We start from the raw sequence: 20,957 nt of genomic DNA, 5'->3' as shown, positions 1-20,957 counted from the left end.
TGACCGGCCCGCACGGGCCGGTTTTTAGTCTCTACTTCATGACCCGCAAGGACTGCATCATGGACCAGACAGATCGCTATGCCATCGAATTAAGAGGTATCGATAAGCGCTTTGGCGAAGTTTACGCCAACAAGCAGATCGACCTTCAGGTTCGTAAAGGCAGTATTCACGGCATCGTCGGCGAAAATGGCGCCGGCAAGTCGACCCTGATGAGCATCATCTACGGTTTCTACCACGCCGATAAGGGCGAGATGCTGATCGACGGTAAACCGTTCAAACCCCATGGCTCACAAGATGCGATTGCCGCAGGCGTGGGCATGGTGCACCAGCATTTCATGCTGGTGAACAACTTCACCGTGCTGGAGAACGTCATCCTCGGCGCGGAAAACGGCTGGCACCTGGGCAAGAGCCTGGCGGCGGCCGAGAAATTGCTCGGCGAGCTGGCCCGGGACTATGGTCTCGAGGTGCCGCTGCACGAGAAGGTCGAGGATCTGCCGGTGGGCCTGCAACAGCGGGTCGAGATCCTCAAGGCGCTCTATCGCGGCGCCCGCATCCTGATCCTGGACGAGCCGACCGGGGTACTGACCCCGCAAGAGGCGGATCACCTGTTCGAGGTGCTGAAAAAGCTGCGGGATCAGGGCGCGACCATCATCCTCATTACCCACAAGCTGCGGGAGATCCTGGCCATCACGGATCAGGTCTCCATCATGCGCCGGGGAGAGATGGTGGCCCACGTCGCCACCAAGGATACCGATAAAGAGCAGCTGGCCGAGCTGATGGTGGGCCGCAAGGTGCGCCTCAAGGTCGACAAGGGCGCCGCCCAGCCGGGCGAGGCCAAGCTCAAGGTCGAGGGATTGTCTTACTTCGATGATGCCAAGGTGGAGCGGGTCAAATCCGTCAGCTTCGAGGTACGTGCAGGGGAAGTGGTCGGCATCGCCGGCGTCTCCGGCAACGGTCAGTCCGAGCTGCTCAGCCTGCTCGGCGGCATCCTCAAACCGAGCAAGGGCAGCTTCACCCTTCACGGCAGCAGTGCCGTGCACCTGGTGGACCACGACCAGCCCGCCAGCCCCGAGATGGTGCGCAACTTCGGTCTCGGCCACATCCCGGAAGACAGACACAAGATGGGGCTCATCAATCGCTTCGAGGCGAAAGAGGCCTTCATCCTCGGCTACCACCAGCGCGCCCAGTACAACAAGGGGATGCTGCAGGACAAGGCCGCCATCCGCCAGGATTGCCAGGAGAAGATGGACAAGTGGGACGTGCGCCCGCCCCATCCCGAGCACAAGACGGCGAACTTCTCCGGCGGCAACCAGCAAAAACTGGTGATCGCCCGGGAAGTGGAGCAGAACCCGGATGTGCTGCTGGTTGGCCAGCCGACCCGTGGGGTCGACATCGGCGCCATCGAATACATCCACCAGCAGATCATCGCCATGCGCGACAAGGGCAAGGCGGTGTTGCTGGTGTCGGTGGAGCTGGACGAGATCATGAGTCTGTCTGATCGCATCCTAGTCATCGCCGATGGTCGCATCGTCGGTGAGCTGGACGGCGCCAAGGCGGATGAACGCACCATAGGGCTGATGATGGCTAACATAGTCCCCGACGAGGTGGCGGCAAGCCAATCGCAGGGAGCCACATCATGAAGGTCACAACCACTTGTAACGGACTCGGCCTGATGATGGTCAACACACCAGTCCCCGACGAGATTGCCAAGGAGGCTCGCCCATGAGCCAAGCACGTATCCCTGCCTGGATCTCCGTGGGCGTGCTGCCCGCGATCAATATCCTGCTGGCCTTCCTGGTGTCGGCCATCCTGTTCTATTACCTCGACATCAACCCGATCGATGCCGCCGAGATCATGTGGTACGGCGCCTTCGGCACCGGCGAGGGCATAGGCTTCACCCTCTACTACGCGACCGGTTTCATCTTCACCGGTCTGGCGGTGGCGGTGGCCTTCCACGCCGGCCTGTTCAACATCGGCGGTGAGGGTCAGGCCTACATCGGCGGCCTCGGCGTCGGCCTAGTCTGTCTGCTGCTCGGTGATGTGCTGCCGTTCGCGCTGCTGCTGCCACTCGCCATCATAGCCGGTGGTCTGTTCGGTGCGGCCTGGGCCTTCATCCCGGCCTGGCTGCAAGCCAAGCGGGGCAGCCACATCGTCATCACCACCATCATGTTCAACTTCATCGCTGCCTCCCTGATGGCCTACCTGCTGGTCGATGTCTTCAAGCCGCCAGGATCCATGGCCACCGAGAGCAAGGTGTTTGCGGTGGCGAGCTGGTTGCCGAAGATGAGCGAGCTGGCGGCCGGGTTCGGCGTGGAGATGCCGAACAGCCCGCTCAACATCAGCTTCGTCTGGGCGCTGATCTGTGCGCTGCTGGTGTGGGTCTTCATCTGGCATACCCGCTGGGGCTATGAGATCCGCTCGGTGGGCGCCAGCCAGAGTGCCTCCGCCTACGCGGGCATCTCCTATCCCAAGGTGGTGATCCTGGCCATGGTGATCTCCGGCATGCTGGCGGGCTTCTTCGCCCTCAACGTGCTGCAGGGTGAGCTGCACCAGATCAAGTTGAACTTCGTGGAAGGCTTCGGCTTCACCGGCATCGCGGTGGCCCTGATGGGACGTAATCACCCGGTCGGCGTCATCATCGCCAGCCTGCTGTTCGGCTTCCTCTATCAAGGTGGTGCCGAGCTCAGCTTCGAATTCGGGGTGGATCGCAACATAGTGGTGGTGCTGCAGGGTCTGGTGATCTTGTTCTGTGGCGCCCTCGAGCACATGCTGCGCCCGCGTATCGAGCAGTGCTATCTGGCCTTCGCCAACCGCTCAGCCGCGCAAGTCAAAGGAGCCTGACCATGTTCGAAACGCTGATTTTGATGCTGGATGCCACTATCCGTACCGCACCACCGCTCATTCTGGCTGCCATGGCGGGGATGTTTTGCGAGCGCTCCGGGGTGGTCAACATAGCGCTGGAAGGCAAGCTGCTGGCGGCGGCCTTCGCCAGTGCGGCGGCGGCGGCCGTGTCTGGCTCCGCCTGGATCGGGCTCGGCGCCGGGGTGGGCGTCTCCATCCTGTTCGCCCTGCTGCACGGCTTTGCCACCATCACCCACCGCGGTGATCAGGTGGTGAGCGGCATGGCCATCAACATACTGGCAGCCGGTCTGACCGTCACCCTGGGCCGTTACTGGTTCGATCAGGGTGGCCAGACCCCGGCTCTGTCCGGCGCGGCCCGCTTCGCCCCCATCGATCTGCCCTATGCCAAGGAGCTGTATGACGTGCCGGTTATCGGCCAGCTCTACAGCGAGCTGCTGAGCGGTCACTCCCTGCTGGAGTACGTGGCCTTCGCCGCCGTGCCCCTGGCCTGGTGGGTGTTGTTCCGTACCCGCTTCGGCCTGCGTCTGCGCGCCGTGGGCGAGGCCCCGGCCGCGGTCGATACCGCCGGCATCTCTGTGGTGCGCATGCGCTACATAGCGCTGATCATCGGCGGCCTGCTGGCCGGTATCGGTGGCACCTATCTCGCCGTGGCCCAGACCGCCCAGTTCATCCCGAACATGAGTGCGGGCAAGGGCTTCATGGCGCTGGCAGCCCTGGTGTTCGGCAAGTGGAAACCCTGGAGCGCCATGGCGGCCTGCCTGCTGTTCGGCTTCCTCGACGCGGTCGCCATCCGGTTGCAGGGGGTCAGCATCGGCGACTTCCCGATCCCGGTACAGGCCATAGAGGCGCTGCCTTACATACTGACGGTGTTCCTGCTGGCCGGCTTCATCGGCAAGGCGGTGGCACCCAAGGCGCTAGGTACCCCTTACGTCAAGGAACGGGAATAAGCTTCCCGCCCATGCAAACAATGCAAAAAGGCCCACGCAAGTGGGCCTTTTTTATGGACGCCGTTTTGCCATCTGATAGTTAACCGATGGGCCGCACCAGAGCCGGCTGGGCAGGATCGCTGAGCCGCTCGGCGAGATAATCCACCAGCAGCCGCACCTTGGGGGAGAGGTGGCGATTGTGAGGGTAGAGGGCCCAGATCCCCTCCTCCGGTGCTCTCAGTTCCGGCAGCAGCTCGATAAGATCCCCCCGTGCCAGATGGTCGCTCACGTAGTAATCCGGCAGCTGTATGATGCCGATCCCCTTGAGCGCAGCGTCCAGCAGGGCGTGGCCGCTGTTGCACTGCAAGATGCCGCGCACCCGCACGCTGTGGGGGCGACCATCCTGGGTGAAATGCCATTCGTCACCGTTGCCCACCAGACAGGCATGGCGGGAGAGCTCGGACAGGCTGTTGGGCATACCGTGGCGGGCGGTATAGGCCGGTGAGGCGCACACATAGGGCACCCGCTTGGCCAGCTTGCGCGCCACCAGAGTCGAATCCTTGAGATGGCCGAGCCGGATGGCGAGATCGAACCCCTCGTGCACCAGATCCAGCAGCTGGTTGGTGAGGTTGAGGGTCACCTCCAGCTGGGGGAAGCGCACCATGAAGTCGTTCACCAGGGGGGCGATGCGGCTCTCGCCGTAGGAGACGGGGGCCGTGATGCGCAAGGAGCCTTGCGGCACCGCCTGATGGCGACCCAGGGCCAGCTCGGCCTCATACAGGTTGTCCAGCAGTTGTCGGCAGTGACGGAAATAGATCTCGCCGAGCTCAGTGAGCCGCACCTGACGGGTGGTGCGCAGCAGCAGCTTGGCCTGCAGCCTGTCTTCCAGCTGCGCCACCTGCCGGCTGACCTGGGCCACCGACACTCCCAGCTTGCGCGCCGCCGGGGTAAAGCCCCCCTGCTCCGCAACGCTGACAAACTCGCAGATCCCCTCCCAGCCGAACATTATTACCTATCTGTAAAAGTGATTTGATATTTCGCCTTATTATCACCAAATCGGCGGGAAACTACACTGATTGTCCGAACTCATTTCCGTTCAACTCTCCACCATAAGGACATCATCCATGGCACAGGTTCAAAGTATCAAGTGTAAGGCCGCCATCGCCTGGGGCCCGGGTCAGCCCCTCTCCATCGAAGAGGTCGAGGTCATGCCACCCCAGGCCGGCGAGGTGCGGGTGCGGATCGTCGCCACCGGCGTCTGCCATACCGATGCCTTCACCCTGTCCGGTGAAGATCCGGAAGGTGTCTTCCCCTGCATTCTCGGTCACGAGGGGGGCGGCATCGTCGAGTCCATCGGCGAAGGAGTCACCAGCGTCAAGGTCGGCGATCACGTGATCCCGCTCTACACCCCGGAGTGCCGCGAGTGCAAGTTCTGCAAGTCCGGCAAGACCAACCTGTGCCAGAAGATCCGCGCCACCCAGGGCAAGGGGCTGATGCCGGATGGCACCACCCGCTTCTCCAAGGACGGCCAGCCCATCTACCACTACATGGGCACCTCCACCTTCAGCGAATACACGGTACTGCCGGAGATCTCCATCGCCAAGGTCGATCCGGCCGCCCCGCTGGAAGAGGTGTGTCTGCTGGGCTGTGGCGTCACCACAGGCATAGGCGCAGTCATGAACACAGCCAAGGTCAAAGAGGGTGAGAGCGTCGCCATCTTCGGGCTGGGTGGCATCGGCCTCTCCGCCGTGATCGGCGCCCGTCTGGCCAAGGCCGGTCACATCATCGCCATCGACATCAACGAGAGCAAGTTCGAGCTGGCCCGCAAGCTGGGCGCCACCGACTGCATCAACCCAAACGACTATGACAAGCCCATCCAGGAGGTGATCGTCGAGATGACCGACGGCGGCGTCGACTTCTCCTTCGAGTGCATCGGCAACGTCAAGGTGATGCGCGCCGCGCTGGAGTGCTGCCACAAGGGCTGGGGCGAGTCTGTCATCATAGGCGTGGCCGGCGCCGGTCAGGAGATCAGCACCCGTCCGTTCCAGCTGGTCACAGGCCGGGTCTGGCGCGGCAGTGCCTTCGGCGGCGTCCGTGGTCGCAGCGAGCTGCCGAGCTATGTGCAGCGCTACATGCAGGGAGAGTTTCGTCTCGACGACTTCATCACCCACACCATGCCCCTTGAGCAGATCAACGAGGCGTTCGAGCTGATGCACGAAGGCAAGAGCATCCGCACCGTCATCCACTACTGAGTCATGACAGCCCCGCCAACCGCTGGCGGGGCTGAGGAGTTCGTCGATGAATCTGGACATCATCAGCAGCAACAAGAGCTTCGATGGCTGGCACAAGCAGTATCGCCACCCCTCCAGCGTGCTCGGGTGCGAGATGCGTTTCGCCATCTACCTGCCGCCCCAGGCCCTCACCGGCCAGAAGGTACCCGTGCTCTACTGGCTCTCCGGCCTCACCTGCACCGATGAAAACTTCATGCAAAAGGCGGGAGCCCAGCGCATCGCCGCCGAGCTCGGCATCGCTCTGGTGGCGCCGGATACCAGCCCCCGCGGGGAAGGTGTGGCGGACGATCCCGGCTACGATCTCGGCATGGGGGCCGGTTTTTACGTCAACGCCACCCAGCACCCCTGGCGCGATCACTACCAGATGTATGACTACGTCACCCGGGAGCTGCCCGAGCTCATCGAGACCCACTTCCCGGTCTCGACCCGGCGCGCCATCAGCGGCCACTCCATGGGAGGGCATGGGGCCCTGATCGCGGCGCTGCGGGAACCCGGTCGCTACCGTTCAGTGTCGGCCTTCAGTCCCATCAGCCACCCGAGCCGCTGCCCCTGGGGCCAGAAGGCGCTCGGTGCCTACCTCGGCAACAACCCATTGCTGTGGCAGGAGTGGGATGCCTGCCAGTTGCTGCGCCACCACGACGGCCAACCGCTGCCGACCCGGGTGGATGTGGGACTGGACGATCCCTTCCTCGCCGAGCAGCTCGGTATCGACGCCCTGGATGAGGTCGCCGCCGCCAAGGCCTGGCCGCTGGAGCTCAACCGTCACGCCGGGTACGACCACAGCTACTACTTCGTGGCGAGCTTCATCGAAGCGCACCTGCGCTTCCACGCTCGCCACCTCGGCGACTAGCCAGTGCCCTCTCCGGCCCGCCATGGTCGGAGAGGCACATATACGCGGATCGCCGCCAGCCGGTGGCGATCCGCTTCACCCAAGGAACGGGAGACAAGGATGCATCTCTTCACCAGCCTGCAAGCCATGCCGGATCAGTTCGAACAACTGCTGGCACAGGTACCCGCCGATCATCTGAACTGGGAGCCCGCCAACTGGGCCGGCATCCCCTCCGAGCGCTTCAGCGCCCAGGGTCACCTCTGCCATCTGCTGGACATCGAAGTGCTGGGTTACCGGGTCCGCTTTCAGCGCACCCTGACGGAGAGCCTGCCCGAGCTCGTTTCCCTCGATGGCTATCAGCTGGCGCTGGATAACGATTATCGCCATCAGGATCCCGCCACCCAGCTGGCCCGCTTTCGCGCCGCCCGCGCCGAGACAGTCGCCTGGCTAAGGGAGCTGCCTGCCTCGGCATGGGAACGGCGAGCCCACTATGGCAACTATGGAGAGGTGACGCTGGACGGTCTGGTGCGCCTGCTGGTCAGCCACGACCACCAGCACCTGGCCGGCATGCAGTGGCTGCTGATGCGCCTGAATGCGGATCTGCGCATCAACCTGCCTCTCGCCTGAGAGAAAGCCCCGGGACGAGGGATAACAAAACAGGCCCTGCTGGGCCTGTTTTTTTGACTGGGAATCGAGCCGGAGACTTAGCTTCCGACCCGGGAGATGGCACCGGATCCGGCGATCTCGCTCTCCAGTCGGGGATCGCCCCAATAATTGACCGAGCCGGAGCCGGCGATGCCGACCTTCAGCAACTCACTGGCATTCACCTCCACGTCGCCGCTGCCCGCGATATTGACCTCGACCTTCTCTCCCTTGAACTCAGCGCCCGACACGCCGCCGGCACCGGCGATATTCAGCTCGACCTCTCTGGCCGAACCGCTCCCCAGATCCAGGCTACCCGCACCGGCGATGTTGCCCTCCAGTCGATCCAGCGCCAGCTGGCTGGCGACTATGTCCCCCAGACCTGCCACCGACAGCACCAGCTTATCCCCCGAAAAACCGCTCAGATCGCCGCGAGCCAGACCCGCCAGCGCCAGCTCTTCCACCTTGGGCAAGGTGATGGTGATGTCGATGGGCTCGGGAGACTCCAGCCGGTAGCCATCCTTGACCTCCAGCTCCAGCTTGTCGTCTCGCTCGGTCAGCACCAGATAGGGCAGCGGCTTCTCCTGCCCACGGATCAAGATGCCCCTCTCTTCTCCGACCACCAGATGGATATTGGCGGGCACCCCGGCCAGCACCCGGGTCACCTGCTGACCCAGGGGATGGCGCTGCTCGATGACGGTGCCGTCACCGCTCACCTGGATGTAATCCAGCTTGTTGCAGCCACCGAGCCCAAGGGCCAGCATCAATCCCAGCATCCACTTCATTTCTCTCTCCTTGTTGATGGCCCTGTCCGGCCTGTTTGTACTCATCCGGGAATCAAGATGGCAATCCTCGTGCCATAAGCTCAATCACATGATTTTTATGGGTTTTACTCTTTTTATTGCCTGTGTCATCAGGCTGTAAGGCGCCATTCTGACTATATAGTGGTAAAACTGACCATACCCGAATGGGGATTACCCGGCCCGGCGAGCCTCCGCCATGACGACAGGCGCCGACAGTTTTTTGTTGTCGCGCCGGTCTGTTGAGCCAATAGTGATACTTTGTGCATCCGCGCACCCAGTCCGTCTTCACTGCCCAAAAGGAGTCAGAGCGTGACCCAAGCCAGCCACCCCCTTGCCGCCATCGACGGCCTGCCAGCGCCGACCCGCACCCCGCTGCTGACCGGTGAGGATCCCGAGCAGAAGCGGCGCGAGCTGCTCGCCTACTTCAGCCAGACCTTCGCGCTCTATGACTCCCTGTTCGACTGTCTGGCCGATGAACGCGCCTGGTTCAACAAGGCCATCTCGTTGCGCCACCCGCTCATCTTCTACTACGGTCACACCGCCGCCTTCTTCATCAACAAGCTGCTGGCGGCCCGCCTTATCGAGGCTCGCCTCGATCCACGCATAGAGGCCATGGTGGCCATCGGCGTGGACGAGATGAGCTGGGACGATCTGGACGACACCCACTACGACTGGCCCAGCGTCGCCGAACTGCGTGCCTATCGAACCAAGGTGCGTGCCCTGGTGACTGACTTTATCGAGCGCATGCCCCTGACTCTGCCCATCCAGTGGCAGAGCCCGGCCTGGGTCATCCTGATGGGCATAGAGCACGAGCGCATCCACCTCGAGACCTCCAGCGTGCTGATCCGCCAGTTGCCCCTGGCCTGGGTGCGCCCCCAAGCTCACTGGCCGATCTGCGAAGAGCGCAGCCACCAGCGAGACGAGGCGCCCGTCAACGCCCTGCTGCCGGTGGCAGGCGGGCGAGTACGCCTCGGCAAGCGGGACGCCACCTATGGCTGGGACAACGAATACGGCGAGCGTCACATAGAGCTGGCCCCCTTCCAGGCAAGCCGCATGCTGGTGAGCAATGCCGAGTACCTCGAGTTCGTGCAGGCAGGTGGCTACCGGCAGCAGGCCTGGTGGGACGATGAGGGCTGGGGCTGGCGCCAGTTCGCCGGCGCGCGGATGCCGAGCTTCTGGGTCGGCGATCCCAGCGAACCCGAACAGTTGCAACTGAGGTTGATGACGGAGCAGATCCCCATGCCCTGGGACTGGCCCGCCGAGGTGAACCAGCTGGAGGCCGCCGCCTTCTGCCGCTGGAAATCGGCCCAGACCGGGCTGTCCGTCCAGCTGCCGAGCGAGGCCGAATGGCAGCTGCTGCGGGAGCAACTGGCGGGGGATCAGCCGGACTGGCTGGAGGCCCCGGGTAATATCAACCTGGCCCGCTTCGCCTCCCCCTGCCCGGTCGATGCCTGCCCCCAGGCCGGCTTCTTCGATCTGGTGGGCAACGTCTGGCAGTGGACCAGCACCGCCATCGACGGCTTCGACGGTTTCAAGGTACACCCCCTCTACGACGACTTCTCCACCCCCACCTTCGATGGCAAGCACAGCCTGATCAAGGGGGGCAGCTGGGTAAGCACGGGCAACGAGGCACTCAAGTCGTCTCGCTACGCCTTTCGCCGCCACTTCTTCCAGCATGCGGGCTTCCGCTATCTGGTCTCCCGCTATCAGGAACCCATCATTGTGAACCCTTACGAAACCGACACGCTGGTCGCCCAGTATCTCGACTTCCAGTACGGTCCGACCCACTTCGGGGTGGCGAACTACGCCAAGACGCTGGCTGATCTTGCCGGCGAACTGTGCGGCAACCACCAGCGGGCGCTGGACATCGGCTGCGCCACCGGCCGTGCCAGCTTCGAGCTGGCCCGCCACTTCCAGCACGTGGACGGGGTCGACTACTCGGCCCGCTTCATCGACGTGGCGCTGGCCCTGGCCAAGCAGGACAGCTTCCGCTACGCCATGCCGGTGGAGGGGGATCTGGTGGAGTATTGCGAGGCTCGCCTCTCCGCCCACGATCTGGGCAGTGCGCAGGCCGATCGCATCCACTTCAGCCAGGGAGATGCCTGCAACCTCAAACCCAAGTACGACCACTACGATCTGGTGCTCGCCTCCAATCTCATTGATAGATTGCGCGAACCCGCCCGCTTCCTGCGTGACATTGCCCCGCGCCTGCGCAGCGGTGGCCTGCTGCTGCTCACCAGCCCCTACACTTGGCTGACGGACTACACCCCCAAGGCGAACTGGCTCGGCGGCATCCGGGAAAACGGCGAGGCGCTCTCAACCCATCAGGCGCTGCAGCGGCTGCTGGCGGCAGAATTCGAGGAGCTGTGCCCGCCGCGGGATGTGCCCTTCGTCATCCGTGAGACCGCCCGCAAGTACCAGCACACCCTGGCCCAGCTCACCGTCTGGCGCAAACGCTGAGGCGGATGCAACAAAAAAGAGAGGGAGGCACTGGCCTCCCTCTCTTTTATCCGCGTTTATCTCTTGTCCACGCAGCCCTCTTGTCACCTCGCTGGGCGCCTCATCCCTCCTGAGTGGAGGCCTGAGTTGTCCCCTCGTGATAACGGCGGGCCAGCACGGCGCACACCATCAGCTGGATCTGGTGGAAGATCATCAGCGGCAGCACCATGACACCGACGCTGGCGGCGGGGAACATGACGTTCGCCATGGGCACCCCGTTGGCCAGGCTCTTCTTGGAGCCGCAGAAGACGATGGTGATCTCGTCCGCCCGGTTGAACCCGAGCCGGCGGCTGATCCAGACGTTCCAGCCCAGCACCAGTGCCAGCAGCACGCAGCTCAGCAGCACTATACTGGCCAGGTCATACCAGCCCACCTGATGCCAGATCCCCTGCACCACAGCCTCGCTGAAGGCCACATAAACCACCAGCAGGATGGAGCTCTGATCCAGCTTGCCGATGAGCGGCCTGTGGGCATCGACCCAGCGGCCGATGAGGGGTCGGGACAGGTGACCCACCACGAACGGCAGCATCAGCTGCACCATGATGGACTGGATGGAGTGCCAGGTGTCGATGCCCTCCCCCTGCACATTGATCATCAGCCCCACCAGCACGGGGGAGAGGAAGATGCCGAGTATGCTGGAGGCCGAGGCGCTGCACACCGCCGCCGACACATTGCCACCGGCCAGGGAGGTGAAGGCGATGGCCGACTGCACGGTGGCGGGCAGGGCGCACAGATACAAGAAACCGAGGTAGATGGCCGGACTCAGCCAGTGGGGCACGAAGGGGGTGAGCAAGAGCCCCAGCAGCGGGAACAGCACGAAGGTGCTGAGCATGACCACCAGGTGCAGCCGCCAGTGGCCGAGCCCCGCCAGCAGGTTCTGGCGCGACAGCTTGGCGCCGTGCATGAAGAACAAGAGCGCCACCGCCAGCTTGGTCAACAGACCGAACCAGACGGCGACCTGCCCCTCGCAGGGGAAGAGGGAGGCCAGGGTGACCACCAGGATCAGCACACAGGTAAAGGGATCTAGACGCACGACGAGTCTCCAGGAAAGCGCGTCCCGCGCCGCCGAGGTGTTCGGGAGGGGACGACAGGAAAGACAACAGGAGCTGTTTGAGAGCTCCCGTTGCAACGAATCCCCAGCTTACCCCGAGAATTGGGTGCTGCAAAGTTGAGCTATGTCCAAAGGCGTTTAAGAAAATTAAACGTTTACTTGCCATGCTGGTCTGAAATTGAACAATAAACCGAGCTCCACGGCTAAAAAAGCCTAAAAAACGGGTGGCTTGAGCCACCCGTTGCACAAAAAGCCGTGATGTCGTCAGCTCTGCTTGACCCGCTTGCTCCCCTTGCCCGGCAGATTGCCGCCAGCGGCCAATTTGGCAGCCTGACGCTTCTCGAAGCGGGAGATCCACCAGTAGGCGATGGCCGAGAACACCGCCGTCATGAAGACGTTGATGAAGAAGGCGCGCACCAGATCCACCCCGGCCGGGAAGGCGGAGGCGCTCATGCTGACCACGAAGATGAGGATCAGCACGGATACCACGGCCATGCCGAAAGTACGCGAGCCCATGCGGAAATCCCGCGGGGTGTCGTCGTGTTTCCAGCGGAACACGAAGTAGGCCACCATGATGAAGATGGGCGGCAGCATGGCGGTTCCGGCGGTGAGGTTGATGGCGGTGTTCATCATCTGCTGCACCGACTCCGAGCCGAAACCGTTCACCACCAGCATCACGAACACGAATACGAACTGCCACCAGGCGGCGCGCACCGGCACCCCGTGCTCGTTGAGCTCTGTGGTCTTCTCGCCATAGACCCCCTGGGGGATCTCGGAGAAGTGGATCTTCACCGGCGCCGAGGTCCACATCATCATGGAGCCGAACATGGCGATGAACAGCACCACCCCGACGAAGCGGCCGACCAGCACCTCGGAGACCTGGAAGTACTGGGCCATGCCGGTGAAGATCTCCACCATTCCGCCGGCGTAGGTGAGGCTTTCCCGCGGCACGAACACGTTCACCAGCAAGGAGCCCAGGGCATACATGGCGCCTATGATGATGCCGGCCGTGATGATCACCCGGATGAAGGACTTCTGACCGCCCTTGACGTCATTGAGGTAGGCCGCCGCCGTCTCGGCGCCACCGGCCGCCTGGAAGATCCAGCACATGATGCCCAGGGTCGCCCAGTTGACGGTCGGCGTCATGGCCTCCAGCGTGATGGGCTGGGCCGGCACATGGTCGCCACTCAAGGCCATCAGGGCCCCCAGCACATAGATGGCGAACAGGGCGAACACGCCGTAGGCCACCAGTTCGGCAATCTTGCCAAGCCAGCTCGCCCCCTTGGTGGAGATGTGGGTCGCCGCCGCGAACAGGGCGATGGAGATGATGGAGGTCACCATGGGGGAGAAGCTGTACTCATAGCCCAGCATGGCGTAGGAGGCGTAGGCGATGACGTTCGGCAGCAGGGAGACGAACCAGAACAGGTTCACGAACCAGTAGAGGAAGGAGCCGAGGTAGGCCATGCGGGTGCCGAGCGGCTTCTTGAGCCAGTCATACATGCCCGATTCCGACTGCCTGTTGGCGGAGACGAACTCGGAGATGATGAACACGAAAGGGATGAAGTAAACGAGGGTGGCCAGCAGGAAGATGGGCGCCGAGCTCAGCCCCAGTTCGATGTTGTTGTTGACGATGTTGCGCACGTTGAACACGGCGGCAAAGGTCATCGACAACAGGGCAAACTTGCCCAGGGTGCCGCGTACTGAATCAGACATGATGTTCTCCAATGGGATCACGCCGCTTCACCAGCGGGCGCGTTGACTCTGACTGTGTGTCGTCCTGACCTGATGGCCGGACTCTTTTATTTCTTGTTATGGCCAAGCGGGCCGTCCTGGTCCGCCTGGCAGAGATGTGCACTATCGACCATCAGACGATGGGGGTGCCCGGCGCCATGGGCACGCGGGGTTGCAGCAGCACGCTCTGGCTCTCGTCCGGTGTCTCGGCGCACAGCAACATGCACTCGGAGCGCTCACCGCGCATGCGGGTGGGTTTGAGGTTGGTCAGCACCACCACCTGGCTGCCCAGCAGCTCCGCCTCGCTGTAGTGGGGCACCAGGCTGGTGACCGTCTGCAGCGGCCGCTCGCCCCCCACGTCTATCTGCACTATGTAGAGCTTGTCGGCGCCGGGATGGCGCACCACCTCCAGCACCTTGCCCACCTTCATCTCGACCCGCTTGAATTCGGCAAACTCGATCACCTCGCTCATTCCACTCTCCTCGTTCTGTTGTGCAACCGGTCACGGGTGGCCGCAGCCACCCGGTTTAACGTGTTTGACCACTCGGGCCTTGCTCAGGACGCCGGGACGGCAACCTGGGCGGTCGGCTGGGCTTCCAGCACCCGCGCCTCCTCGCTCAACGAGGCCTCGTATCTGTTGTATTTCCACCAGGCGAAGCCGAGGAAGATGACGATCCCCCCCACGTTGTAGAAGACGATGGTCAGGATGTCGGCACCGGTCGGGAAGGTGGAGGCCAGGAAGCCCACCCCGAAGATGGCGATCAGCACGGAGACCACGGCGATGCCGGTAGTGCGTGAACCCATCTTGAAATCCCGTGGCAGGTGATCCAGTTTCAGGCGCAGGTTCAGATAGGCCAGCATGATGAACAGGGGTGGCAGCATGGAGGCGGCCGCCGTCATGTTGATGACGGTATTCATCAGGTCTTGGGCGGTGTTGGAGCCGAGGGTCGGGATCAGCATCAGGGGCAGCACTATCAGGTACTGGATCCAGGCTGCCCGGGCGGGCACGCCGTTCTCGTTCAGCTCGACCGTCTTCTTGCCGAAGATGCCGGCCGGGATCTCGGAGAAGAAGATCTTCACCGGGGTGGCGGTCCACATCAGCAGGGAGCCGAACATGGCGGTAAAGGAGACCAGCCCCACGAAGCGGTTCACCAGTAAGATTGGCAGACCAAAGTAGGAGGCCAAGCCTTCGAACACCTGCACCGAGCCGCCGGTGAATTTCAGGGTGTCGCTGGGGGCAAACACGTTGATCAACAGGGAGGCGACGGAGTAGAGCACGCCGATGAAGATGCCGGCGATGATGATCACCTTCACGAACGACTTGGAGCCGCCCTTGACGTCATTCACGTAGACGGCCACCGACTCGGCACCGCCGGCCGCCATGAAGATCCAGGTGGTAATACCCAGGAAGGCCCAGCTGAAGTCCGGGATCATGGCCTCCACCGTGATGGGATCCGCCGGCTGCACGCCGCCAATCAAGGCCGCACCTGCCAGCAGTATGTAAGAGAGGGTCAGCAGCAGCATCAGGGACGAGGTCACAGAAGTGATGGGACCCAGCATCTTGGCGCCGTTGGTGGAAACATAAGTAGCGAAGGCGAACAGGATCATGCTCAAGCCAGTAGTCGCGAGCGGCGTGAGTATGTATTCGTAGCCCAGGAAGGCATAAGAGGCGTAGGCGATGACCCGCGGCAACAGAGAGGTGAAGAAGAACAGGTTCACGAACCAGTAGGTGTAGGCGGAGATGAAAGCCCAGCGTCCACCGAGGGAGCTTTTGACCCAGGCATAGACACCGGCCTCGGAGTTCTTATTCAGTGACACGAACTCCGCGATGATCAGGCAAAACGGAATGAAGTAAAAAATGGTGGCCAGGAAGAACATGGGGGCCGAGGCCAAGCCGATCTCTATGTTGTTGTTGATGACGTTGTTGAAGCTGAATACGGCCGCAAAGGTGAGCGACAGCAAACCGAACTTGCCTATCGTATTGCGCTTGGAATCTGACATGTTCCATCTCCAGACCTGTAGTTATCTCTGCGAAAGGGCGGGGCTTGAGTTGTAGGGTGAGCTCCGCCCCTTCCGGCTTTTATCAGTACAGAAGCGGCGGATTATTTGTTTTTGAAGTAGCCGCCTTCGACCGTGACCTTGATGATCAGCTTGCGTACCGGGCTGTCGCCTGCGAAGCGGTAGGCCTCGTGGTTCTCGAAGATCACCAGCTGGCCATTGCCGACCCGCTGGCGCTCTCGCACCTCGCCGGCCAGCCACTCGCGGTCGCTGGTGTCGTCATAGGCCTGCTCGGTCTGCAGCTCGTTTTTCCCGGCCCACTCCACCGTCTCTTCTCCTTCCAGGTAGTAGTGGATGTCGAAGTAGCGGCGCTGCCCCTCAAACAGGGAGGTGGCCGGGCTGGCCCCCTCCTGCAAGCGGTAGGTGAGGGAGTCACCTATGGAGTGACAGATACCGGACTTGAGGTTAGGCAGGTTGTCGATGGCCTCCACGCAGCGGCCCCACTTCTTGCCCTCCCGGTAGATGTTCTTGAACAGGGTCAGGTTATCCAGGGTGATCATGCGAGGTTCCTCCCGCCGTTGATGCTGAGATCGAGCCCGGCCAGGGCGGCCGGATTGAGGTTGCCGCGGGCGATGGGCAGCAGGGTCAGGCCGAAGCAGAACGGTTCGAAACGTACCCGCCAGGAGTCCAGCACCTCGGATCCCCAGGAGTTGGAACCCAGCCCCAGCACCTTGTGATCCAGGTTGAGGGTGAGATAGCCGCTGGGATCCAGCTCATTGATGTGCTGGGCGGCGTGGATATGTTCCCAGCTGTAGGGCCAGACGCTCAGGTTGATGGGGGCATCCGGGCGCACATAGAGGCCCTCACCGTGGCGGTTGGTCAGGGTCGCCCAGCGCACCTGCTGGCGGTTGCCGTTGTCCTGGGGGAAGGGGTAGTGCTCCCACATCTCGGCCACCGTGCTCTGGAAACTGTCGATCCAGTTGCTCTGGCGGCTGTCCTGGTAGTTCTCCCCCGGTCCCATGCCGAAGTAGTGCACCCGTTCGAGATCCCGGCGGATACCCAGTTCGAAACCAATCTTGGGGATGATGTCGTCATAGCCGCCGTAGGGCTGGCCGCACAGCTGGACGTGCAACTGGCCGTTCGGGCTCAGGGTGTAGACGTAGCAGCAGCGCATGCCGAAATCGAACACCGGGGGCGCTATCAGGCTCTCCACCGTCACCTCGATGGCCTCGCCCAGCTGACGCCAGCTCAGGCTGCGGAAGTGCTCCTGCATGATCTGCAGGTGATTCGAGTGCCACAGGCTCTCGTACTCCTGCTTGTGGTTGTCGATCATCGGCTTGAAGAAGGTGAGGCGCGGCGAGCGCTCGATCAGCTCATTGCCATCCTGCTGCCAGCTCACCAGCTTGCCGTCCAGGCGCGAGAAGCGCAGGGCGAAGCCGTTACCGGTCAGGGTCAGCGCGAGCCGCTCGTCGGCAATCTGCAGCGCCGTGGCGTTGGGACTGACGAAGGGCCTTAGTTGACGGGTCGATGCCTTGAGCTGGAACTGATACTGGCCGAGCTCGTGATCCGCCGGGCTATGGCGGGTGGCGCTGGCCTTGATGACCCGGATCTGGACGAAGGTTTCCCGCTCATCCAGGCTCGGTAGCGCCAGTTGCAGCGGCGTGATGGCGCCGGGGGCCATGCCCGCCAACCGGATCTGCTGACTCGCCAGCAGCTCCCCTTCCGCCTTCACCTCGACCAGCAGGCGAATGTCGTCCAGGGTCGAGAACCAATAACGGTTCTCCACTTCCAGCTTGCCGCTGGCTGCATCGGCGGCGCGGATCTTGACCGGGCAGATCACCTGCTTGTATTCGCGCAGGCCGGGCCCCGGGGTCTGATCCGGATAGATGAGCCCATCCATGCAGAAGTTGTAGTTGTTGGGGTAGTCGCCGTAGTCGCCGCCGTACTTGTAGACCGGGCGGCCCTGCTCATCCTCATCCAGGATGCCGTGATCGCACCACTCCCAGATGTAGTGACCCTGAATGTGGGGATGGCGGTCGAACACCTGCTGGTATTCACTGAGGCCACCCGGGCCGTTGCCCATGGCGTGGGCGTATTCGCAGAGGATGCGCGGCTTAGTCATCGGGAACTCGCCGAAGCAGTTCATCTGGGAGACGCGGGAATACATGGTGCTGACCACATCCACCACCTCGGCGTCGCGGTCTTCCTCATAGTGCACCAGCCGGGTCGGATCGATCTGCTTGCAGCGGCGGTACATGGCTCTGATGTTGCAGCCGTAGCCGGACTCGTTGCCCAGCGACCAGATGATGATGGAGGGATGGTTCTTCTGGGCGTGGACGTGGCGCTCTATCCTGTCCACAAACACCGGCTCCCAGTTGGGATCGTCCGTGATGCGGCTGAGATCGCCTACGTTGGCAAAGCCGTGGGTCTCCACGTCCGTCTCCGCCATCACGAACAGGCCGTACTGGTCGCACAGCTCGTAGAAGCGCGGGTCGTTCGGGTAGTGGGCGGTGCGCACCGAGTTGAGGTTGTGCTGCTTCATCAGCACTATGTCCCGCTCCACCCGATCCATGCCGACGGCGCGGCCCTTCAGGTGATCGTTGTCGTGGCGATTCACTCCGTGCAGCTTGAGGTACTGACCATTGACGTAGAAGAGCCCGTCTTTGACACGGATCTCGCGCACCCCGACCCGCTGCGGGATCACCTCCAGCAAGTCGCCACTGTCGCCATAGAGGGAGAGTTGCAGCTGATAAAGATAAGGGTCTTCGGCGCTCCACAGATGCGGAGCCGCCAGGTCCAGCGTGAAGCCGCAGATCAGCTCGCCGTCGATGGCGAGGTTTTCGAGAGCACCGCTGGCTATCTCGCTGCCTTGATCCAGCAAGGACCAGACCAGGCGATGGTTCCGGGCCTGCACCCCCAGGCTCTCCAACCGGATGTCGCAGCTCAGGGTAGCGCTTCGGTTGTCGTCGGCCAGGGCGGTCTGGATGAAGAAGTCCTGCACATGGACGGGGGTCTTGCCCAGCAGATAGACGTCGCGGAAGATCCCCGCCATCCACCACATGTCCTGATCCTCGATATAGGTGGAATCCGCCCACTGCATCACCCGCACCGACAGCAGGTTCTCGCCGGTGTGGGCATGGGCGCTGATGTCGAACTCGGCGGTGAGGCGGCTGCCCTTGCTGAAACCCACATAGTGGCCGTTCACATAGACCTCGAAGTAGGTCTCCACCCCGTCGAACTTGATGATCACCTGCTCGCCGTCCCAGGCAGGGCTCAGCACGAAGCTGCGCTGATAGGCGCCGGTCGGGTTGTTGCTCGGCACGAACGGCACATCTATGGGGAAGGGAAAACCTTCGTCCGTGTACTGCAGGTTGCCGTGGCCTTCCATCTGCCACATGTTGGGCACGGCTATCTGGCCCCACTCCGTCATGGGATTGTGATAGAAGGCCTCCGGCACCTGCAGCGGATGATCGAAGTAGTGGAATTGCCACTGACCGCTCAAGCTTTGGAAGCGGCGGCTCAGCTCCCGCTGCATGGACGAGGCGGCATGGGCATCCCCATAAGAGAAGAAATAGGCACGGGGTGCCAGCCTGTTTTCACCAACGAATTGCACGTTTTCCCAGTTATTCACATGTCCTCCCGGAACAAGGCAAGGTAGCTGGGTAAACTCTAGATAAACATTTACTAAATATCAGATAATGATCGGTAAACTTTTAACCTCATCACACAAGCCAGCCCGATCTGTGAGCAAGATCAGAAGTCGAGGCGAAAAGATCGATAGCCCTCTCTTGCTGGCACAGATGTTGATAAACAGAGAATGATATGGAGTAAATATAGCTGTATTACAATGAGTTATGTTTTATTCTGACAGGAGGAAGCGATAAAGAGGGTAGAGGAAAGGCCGCGCCATCAGACAATGGCGCAGATAAAGAGTGAGATGTTTTACTAAACTTGGCGAGTCGTACCACGCAGGGTCAGCCGGCTGGGTACCAGCACCCGCAGAGGCACTTCCCGCTCGTCCCGCAGCCGCTCGACCAGCAGATTGACCCCCTGGGAGCCCATCAGTTCGGAGTGGATACGCACAGTGGAGAGTGGCGGGAAGGTGAACTTGGCGGTCGGAATGTCGTTCACGCTGATGAGCTCTATCTGCTGGGGAATGGCCAGCCCCTTCTCGTGGATGGCGCGCAGCACCCCGATGGCGATGGAATCCGAGGCCACGAACAAGGCCCTTGGCCAATCGCCGGCCAGCATCTCTTTCGCCAGTCGATAGCCGGAGGCACTGGAGAAGTCACCGCGATAGAGATCGCTCTGTTGCACCACCCCGAGTCGCTGACCGTAATCAAGGAAGGCCAGTTCACGCAGATCCGGCAGCTCATCCTGACCACCGATGTAGCCGATGCGCCCATGTCCCTGGGCCATGAAGAAGTCCACCACCTGCTGGCTGATGAGCGCCAGATCCACGTCCACCGAGTCGTATTCCCCCTCGGATCGGCAGTCGATAAACACCAGTTGGGCAGAGAGAGAATAGAGGGCTGCCAGGCGTTCGGCAGGCAGGTGGCCGATCACCAGGATACCGTCGACGGCACAGAGATCCCGCCCCTCGGCCCCGTTATAGAAGTGGGTCAGCTCGATGTTGAGACGGGCGCACTGGGTCTCGATACCGTAGCGAATGGCGAGATAGTAGGGGTCATTGACCTCGGTGCTCTGGGGATAGGCGTAGACGGCCAGGAAGTGCAGCTTGTTCTTGTGGACCCCCTTGCGGGCACTGCTGGTCTTGTACTCCAGCCGCTCGGCGATCTCGAAGATCTTGTGCCTTGTCTCTTCCTTGACGCTCAGCGTCGGATCCTCATTGAGCACCCGTGACACTGTGGCCTGGGATACCCCGGCCTCCTGCGCAATTTCCTTCAACGTGGCCATGCATACTCCTCTGGCGATAACCCCGGCCCATGCCTCCAGAGTAACGGCCAAGTCGCTGACAGCCCAGCGTTTTTACTAAAATAAGCCGTGATAGATGGCAAAACTCCAAAGCAAAAAGGCCTCCCGAATGGGAGGCCTCTTCTAAATAGGTGCCTGACAGTGTCCTACTCTCGCATGGCGAATGCCACACTACCATCGGCGCTACCGCGTTTCACTTCTGAGTTCGGCATGGGATCAGGTGGTTCCACGGCGCTATGGCCGCCAGGCAAATTCTTCAATCTCGGAAAGCTGACGTGAATAACGACTGTCACCGGTAAGGTGGGTCGCTATCACTGAATTTGTAAGTAGTTCATGCACTTGCTACAAGGCCCAGAACACTTCTTGGGTGTTGTATGGCTGTCTCTTATA

16 protein-coding genes and 1 rRNA gene are annotated in these 20,957 nt (G+C 62.0%); 7 read left to right on the top strand and 10 right to left on the bottom strand.

The window, feature by feature from the left end; translation table 11 throughout:
• Positions 1-59: 59 nt before the first annotated feature.
• From CUC44_RS18570 to CUC44_RS18560, 3 genes are all read left to right on the top strand, one after another.
• Positions 60-1,640 (top strand): ABC transporter ATP-binding protein, encoded by a 1,581-nt coding sequence (locus tag CUC44_RS18570; RefSeq protein ID WP_100861422.1) that lies wholly within the window; start codon positions 60-62, stop codon positions 1,638-1,640.
• Between the two features lie 82 nt (positions 1,641-1,722).
• Complete coding sequence (locus CUC44_RS18565; protein WP_100861354.1) at positions 1,723-2,841, top strand: ABC transporter permease; 1,119 nt, start codon at positions 1,723-1,725, stop codon at positions 2,839-2,841.
• 2 nt (positions 2,842-2,843) lie between these two features.
• The gene (locus CUC44_RS18560) at positions 2,844-3,809 is read left to right on the top strand and encodes an ABC transporter permease (protein WP_100861353.1); all 966 of its coding nucleotides are present in this window, start codon (positions 2,844-2,846) and stop codon (positions 3,807-3,809) included.
• A 79-nt stretch (positions 3,810-3,888) separates the two neighbouring features.
• Here the strand turns inward: CUC44_RS18560 and CUC44_RS18555 are convergent, their stop codons facing one another.
• The gene (locus CUC44_RS18555) at positions 3,889-4,794 is read right to left on the bottom strand and encodes a LysR substrate-binding domain-containing protein (protein WP_100861352.1); all 906 of its coding nucleotides are present in this window, start codon (positions 4,792-4,794) and stop codon (positions 3,889-3,891) included.
• A gap of 118 nt (positions 4,795-4,912) precedes the next feature.
• On the opposite strand from CUC44_RS18555, the gene CUC44_RS18550 reads away from it, so the two are divergent.
• From CUC44_RS18550 to CUC44_RS18540, 3 genes are all read left to right on the top strand, one after another.
• Complete coding sequence (locus tag CUC44_RS18550; protein ID WP_100861351.1) at positions 4,913-6,040, top strand: S-(hydroxymethyl)glutathione dehydrogenase/class III alcohol dehydrogenase; 1,128 nt, start codon at positions 4,913-4,915, stop codon at positions 6,038-6,040.
• 46 nt (positions 6,041-6,086) lie between these two features.
• Positions 6,087-6,929, top strand: coding sequence for an S-formylglutathione hydrolase (fghA, locus tag CUC44_RS18545; protein ID WP_100861350.1), 843 nt, complete (start codon positions 6,087-6,089; stop codon positions 6,927-6,929).
• Between the two features lie 99 nt (positions 6,930-7,028).
• A complete protein-coding gene (locus CUC44_RS18540) occupies positions 7,029-7,535 on the top strand; it encodes a DinB family protein (RefSeq protein WP_100861349.1) in 507 nt (168 codons plus the stop codon).
• A gap of 77 nt (positions 7,536-7,612) precedes the next feature.
• On the opposite strand, the gene CUC44_RS18535 is transcribed toward CUC44_RS18540, so the two are convergent.
• Positions 7,613-8,335, bottom strand: coding sequence for a head GIN domain-containing protein (locus tag CUC44_RS18535; protein ID WP_100861348.1), 723 nt, complete (start codon positions 8,333-8,335; stop codon positions 7,613-7,615).
• Between the two features lie 327 nt (positions 8,336-8,662).
• Between CUC44_RS18535 and ovoA the strand changes: the two genes are divergently transcribed.
• Entirely contained in the window at positions 8,663-10,813 is a 2,151-nt protein-coding gene (ovoA, locus tag CUC44_RS18530; RefSeq protein WP_100861347.1) for a 5-histidylcysteine sulfoxide synthase, read from the top strand.
• Between the two features lie 100 nt (positions 10,814-10,913).
• On the opposite strand, the gene CUC44_RS18525 is transcribed toward ovoA, so the two are convergent.
• The 8 genes from CUC44_RS18525 to rrf all read right to left on the bottom strand — a co-directional run bounded on the left by CUC44_RS18525 (position 10,914) and on the right by rrf (position 20,815).
• Positions 10,914-11,885, bottom strand: coding sequence for a bile acid:sodium symporter family protein (locus tag CUC44_RS18525; RefSeq protein ID WP_100861346.1), 972 nt, complete (start codon positions 11,883-11,885; stop codon positions 10,914-10,916).
• Between the two features lie 282 nt (positions 11,886-12,167).
• Complete coding sequence (locus tag CUC44_RS18520; protein ID WP_100861345.1) at positions 12,168-13,616, bottom strand: amino acid permease; 1,449 nt, start codon at positions 13,614-13,616, stop codon at positions 12,168-12,170.
• A gap of 151 nt (positions 13,617-13,767) precedes the next feature.
• A complete protein-coding gene (locus tag CUC44_RS18515; protein ID WP_100861344.1) occupies positions 13,768-14,106 on the bottom strand; it encodes a tRNA-binding protein in 339 nt (112 codons plus the stop codon).
• Between the two features lie 83 nt (positions 14,107-14,189).
• Positions 14,190-15,635, bottom strand: coding sequence for an amino acid permease (locus CUC44_RS18510; RefSeq protein WP_100861343.1), 1,446 nt, complete (start codon positions 15,633-15,635; stop codon positions 14,190-14,192).
• Positions 15,636-15,736: 101 nt separating this feature from the next.
• Positions 15,737-16,192, bottom strand: coding sequence for a beta-galactosidase subunit beta (locus CUC44_RS18505; protein ID WP_100861342.1), 456 nt, complete (start codon positions 16,190-16,192; stop codon positions 15,737-15,739).
• The gene (gene ebgA / locus CUC44_RS18500; RefSeq protein WP_100861341.1) at positions 16,189-19,263 is read right to left on the bottom strand and encodes a beta-galactosidase subunit alpha; all 3,075 of its coding nucleotides are present in this window, start codon (positions 19,261-19,263) and stop codon (positions 16,189-16,191) included. Before ebgA ends, CUC44_RS18505 begins: the two co-directional genes overlap by 4 nt.
• A 314-nt stretch (positions 19,264-19,577) precedes the next feature.
• Positions 19,578-20,549: a transcriptional regulator EbgR gene (gene ebgR / locus CUC44_RS18495; protein WP_100861340.1), complete on the bottom strand. Its 972-nt coding sequence runs from the start codon at positions 20,547-20,549 to the stop codon at positions 19,578-19,580.
• 151 nt (positions 20,550-20,700) lie between these two features.
• Positions 20,701-20,815 (bottom strand): 5S ribosomal RNA (gene rrf / locus CUC44_RS18490).
• Between the last annotated feature and the right edge of the window lie 142 nt (positions 20,816-20,957).

Source organism: Aeromonas lusitana, assembly GCF_002812985.1.
GTDB lineage: Bacteria > Pseudomonadota > Gammaproteobacteria > Enterobacterales > Aeromonadaceae > Aeromonas > Aeromonas lusitana.
This window is presented reverse-complemented; position numbering and strand designations above follow the sequence as displayed.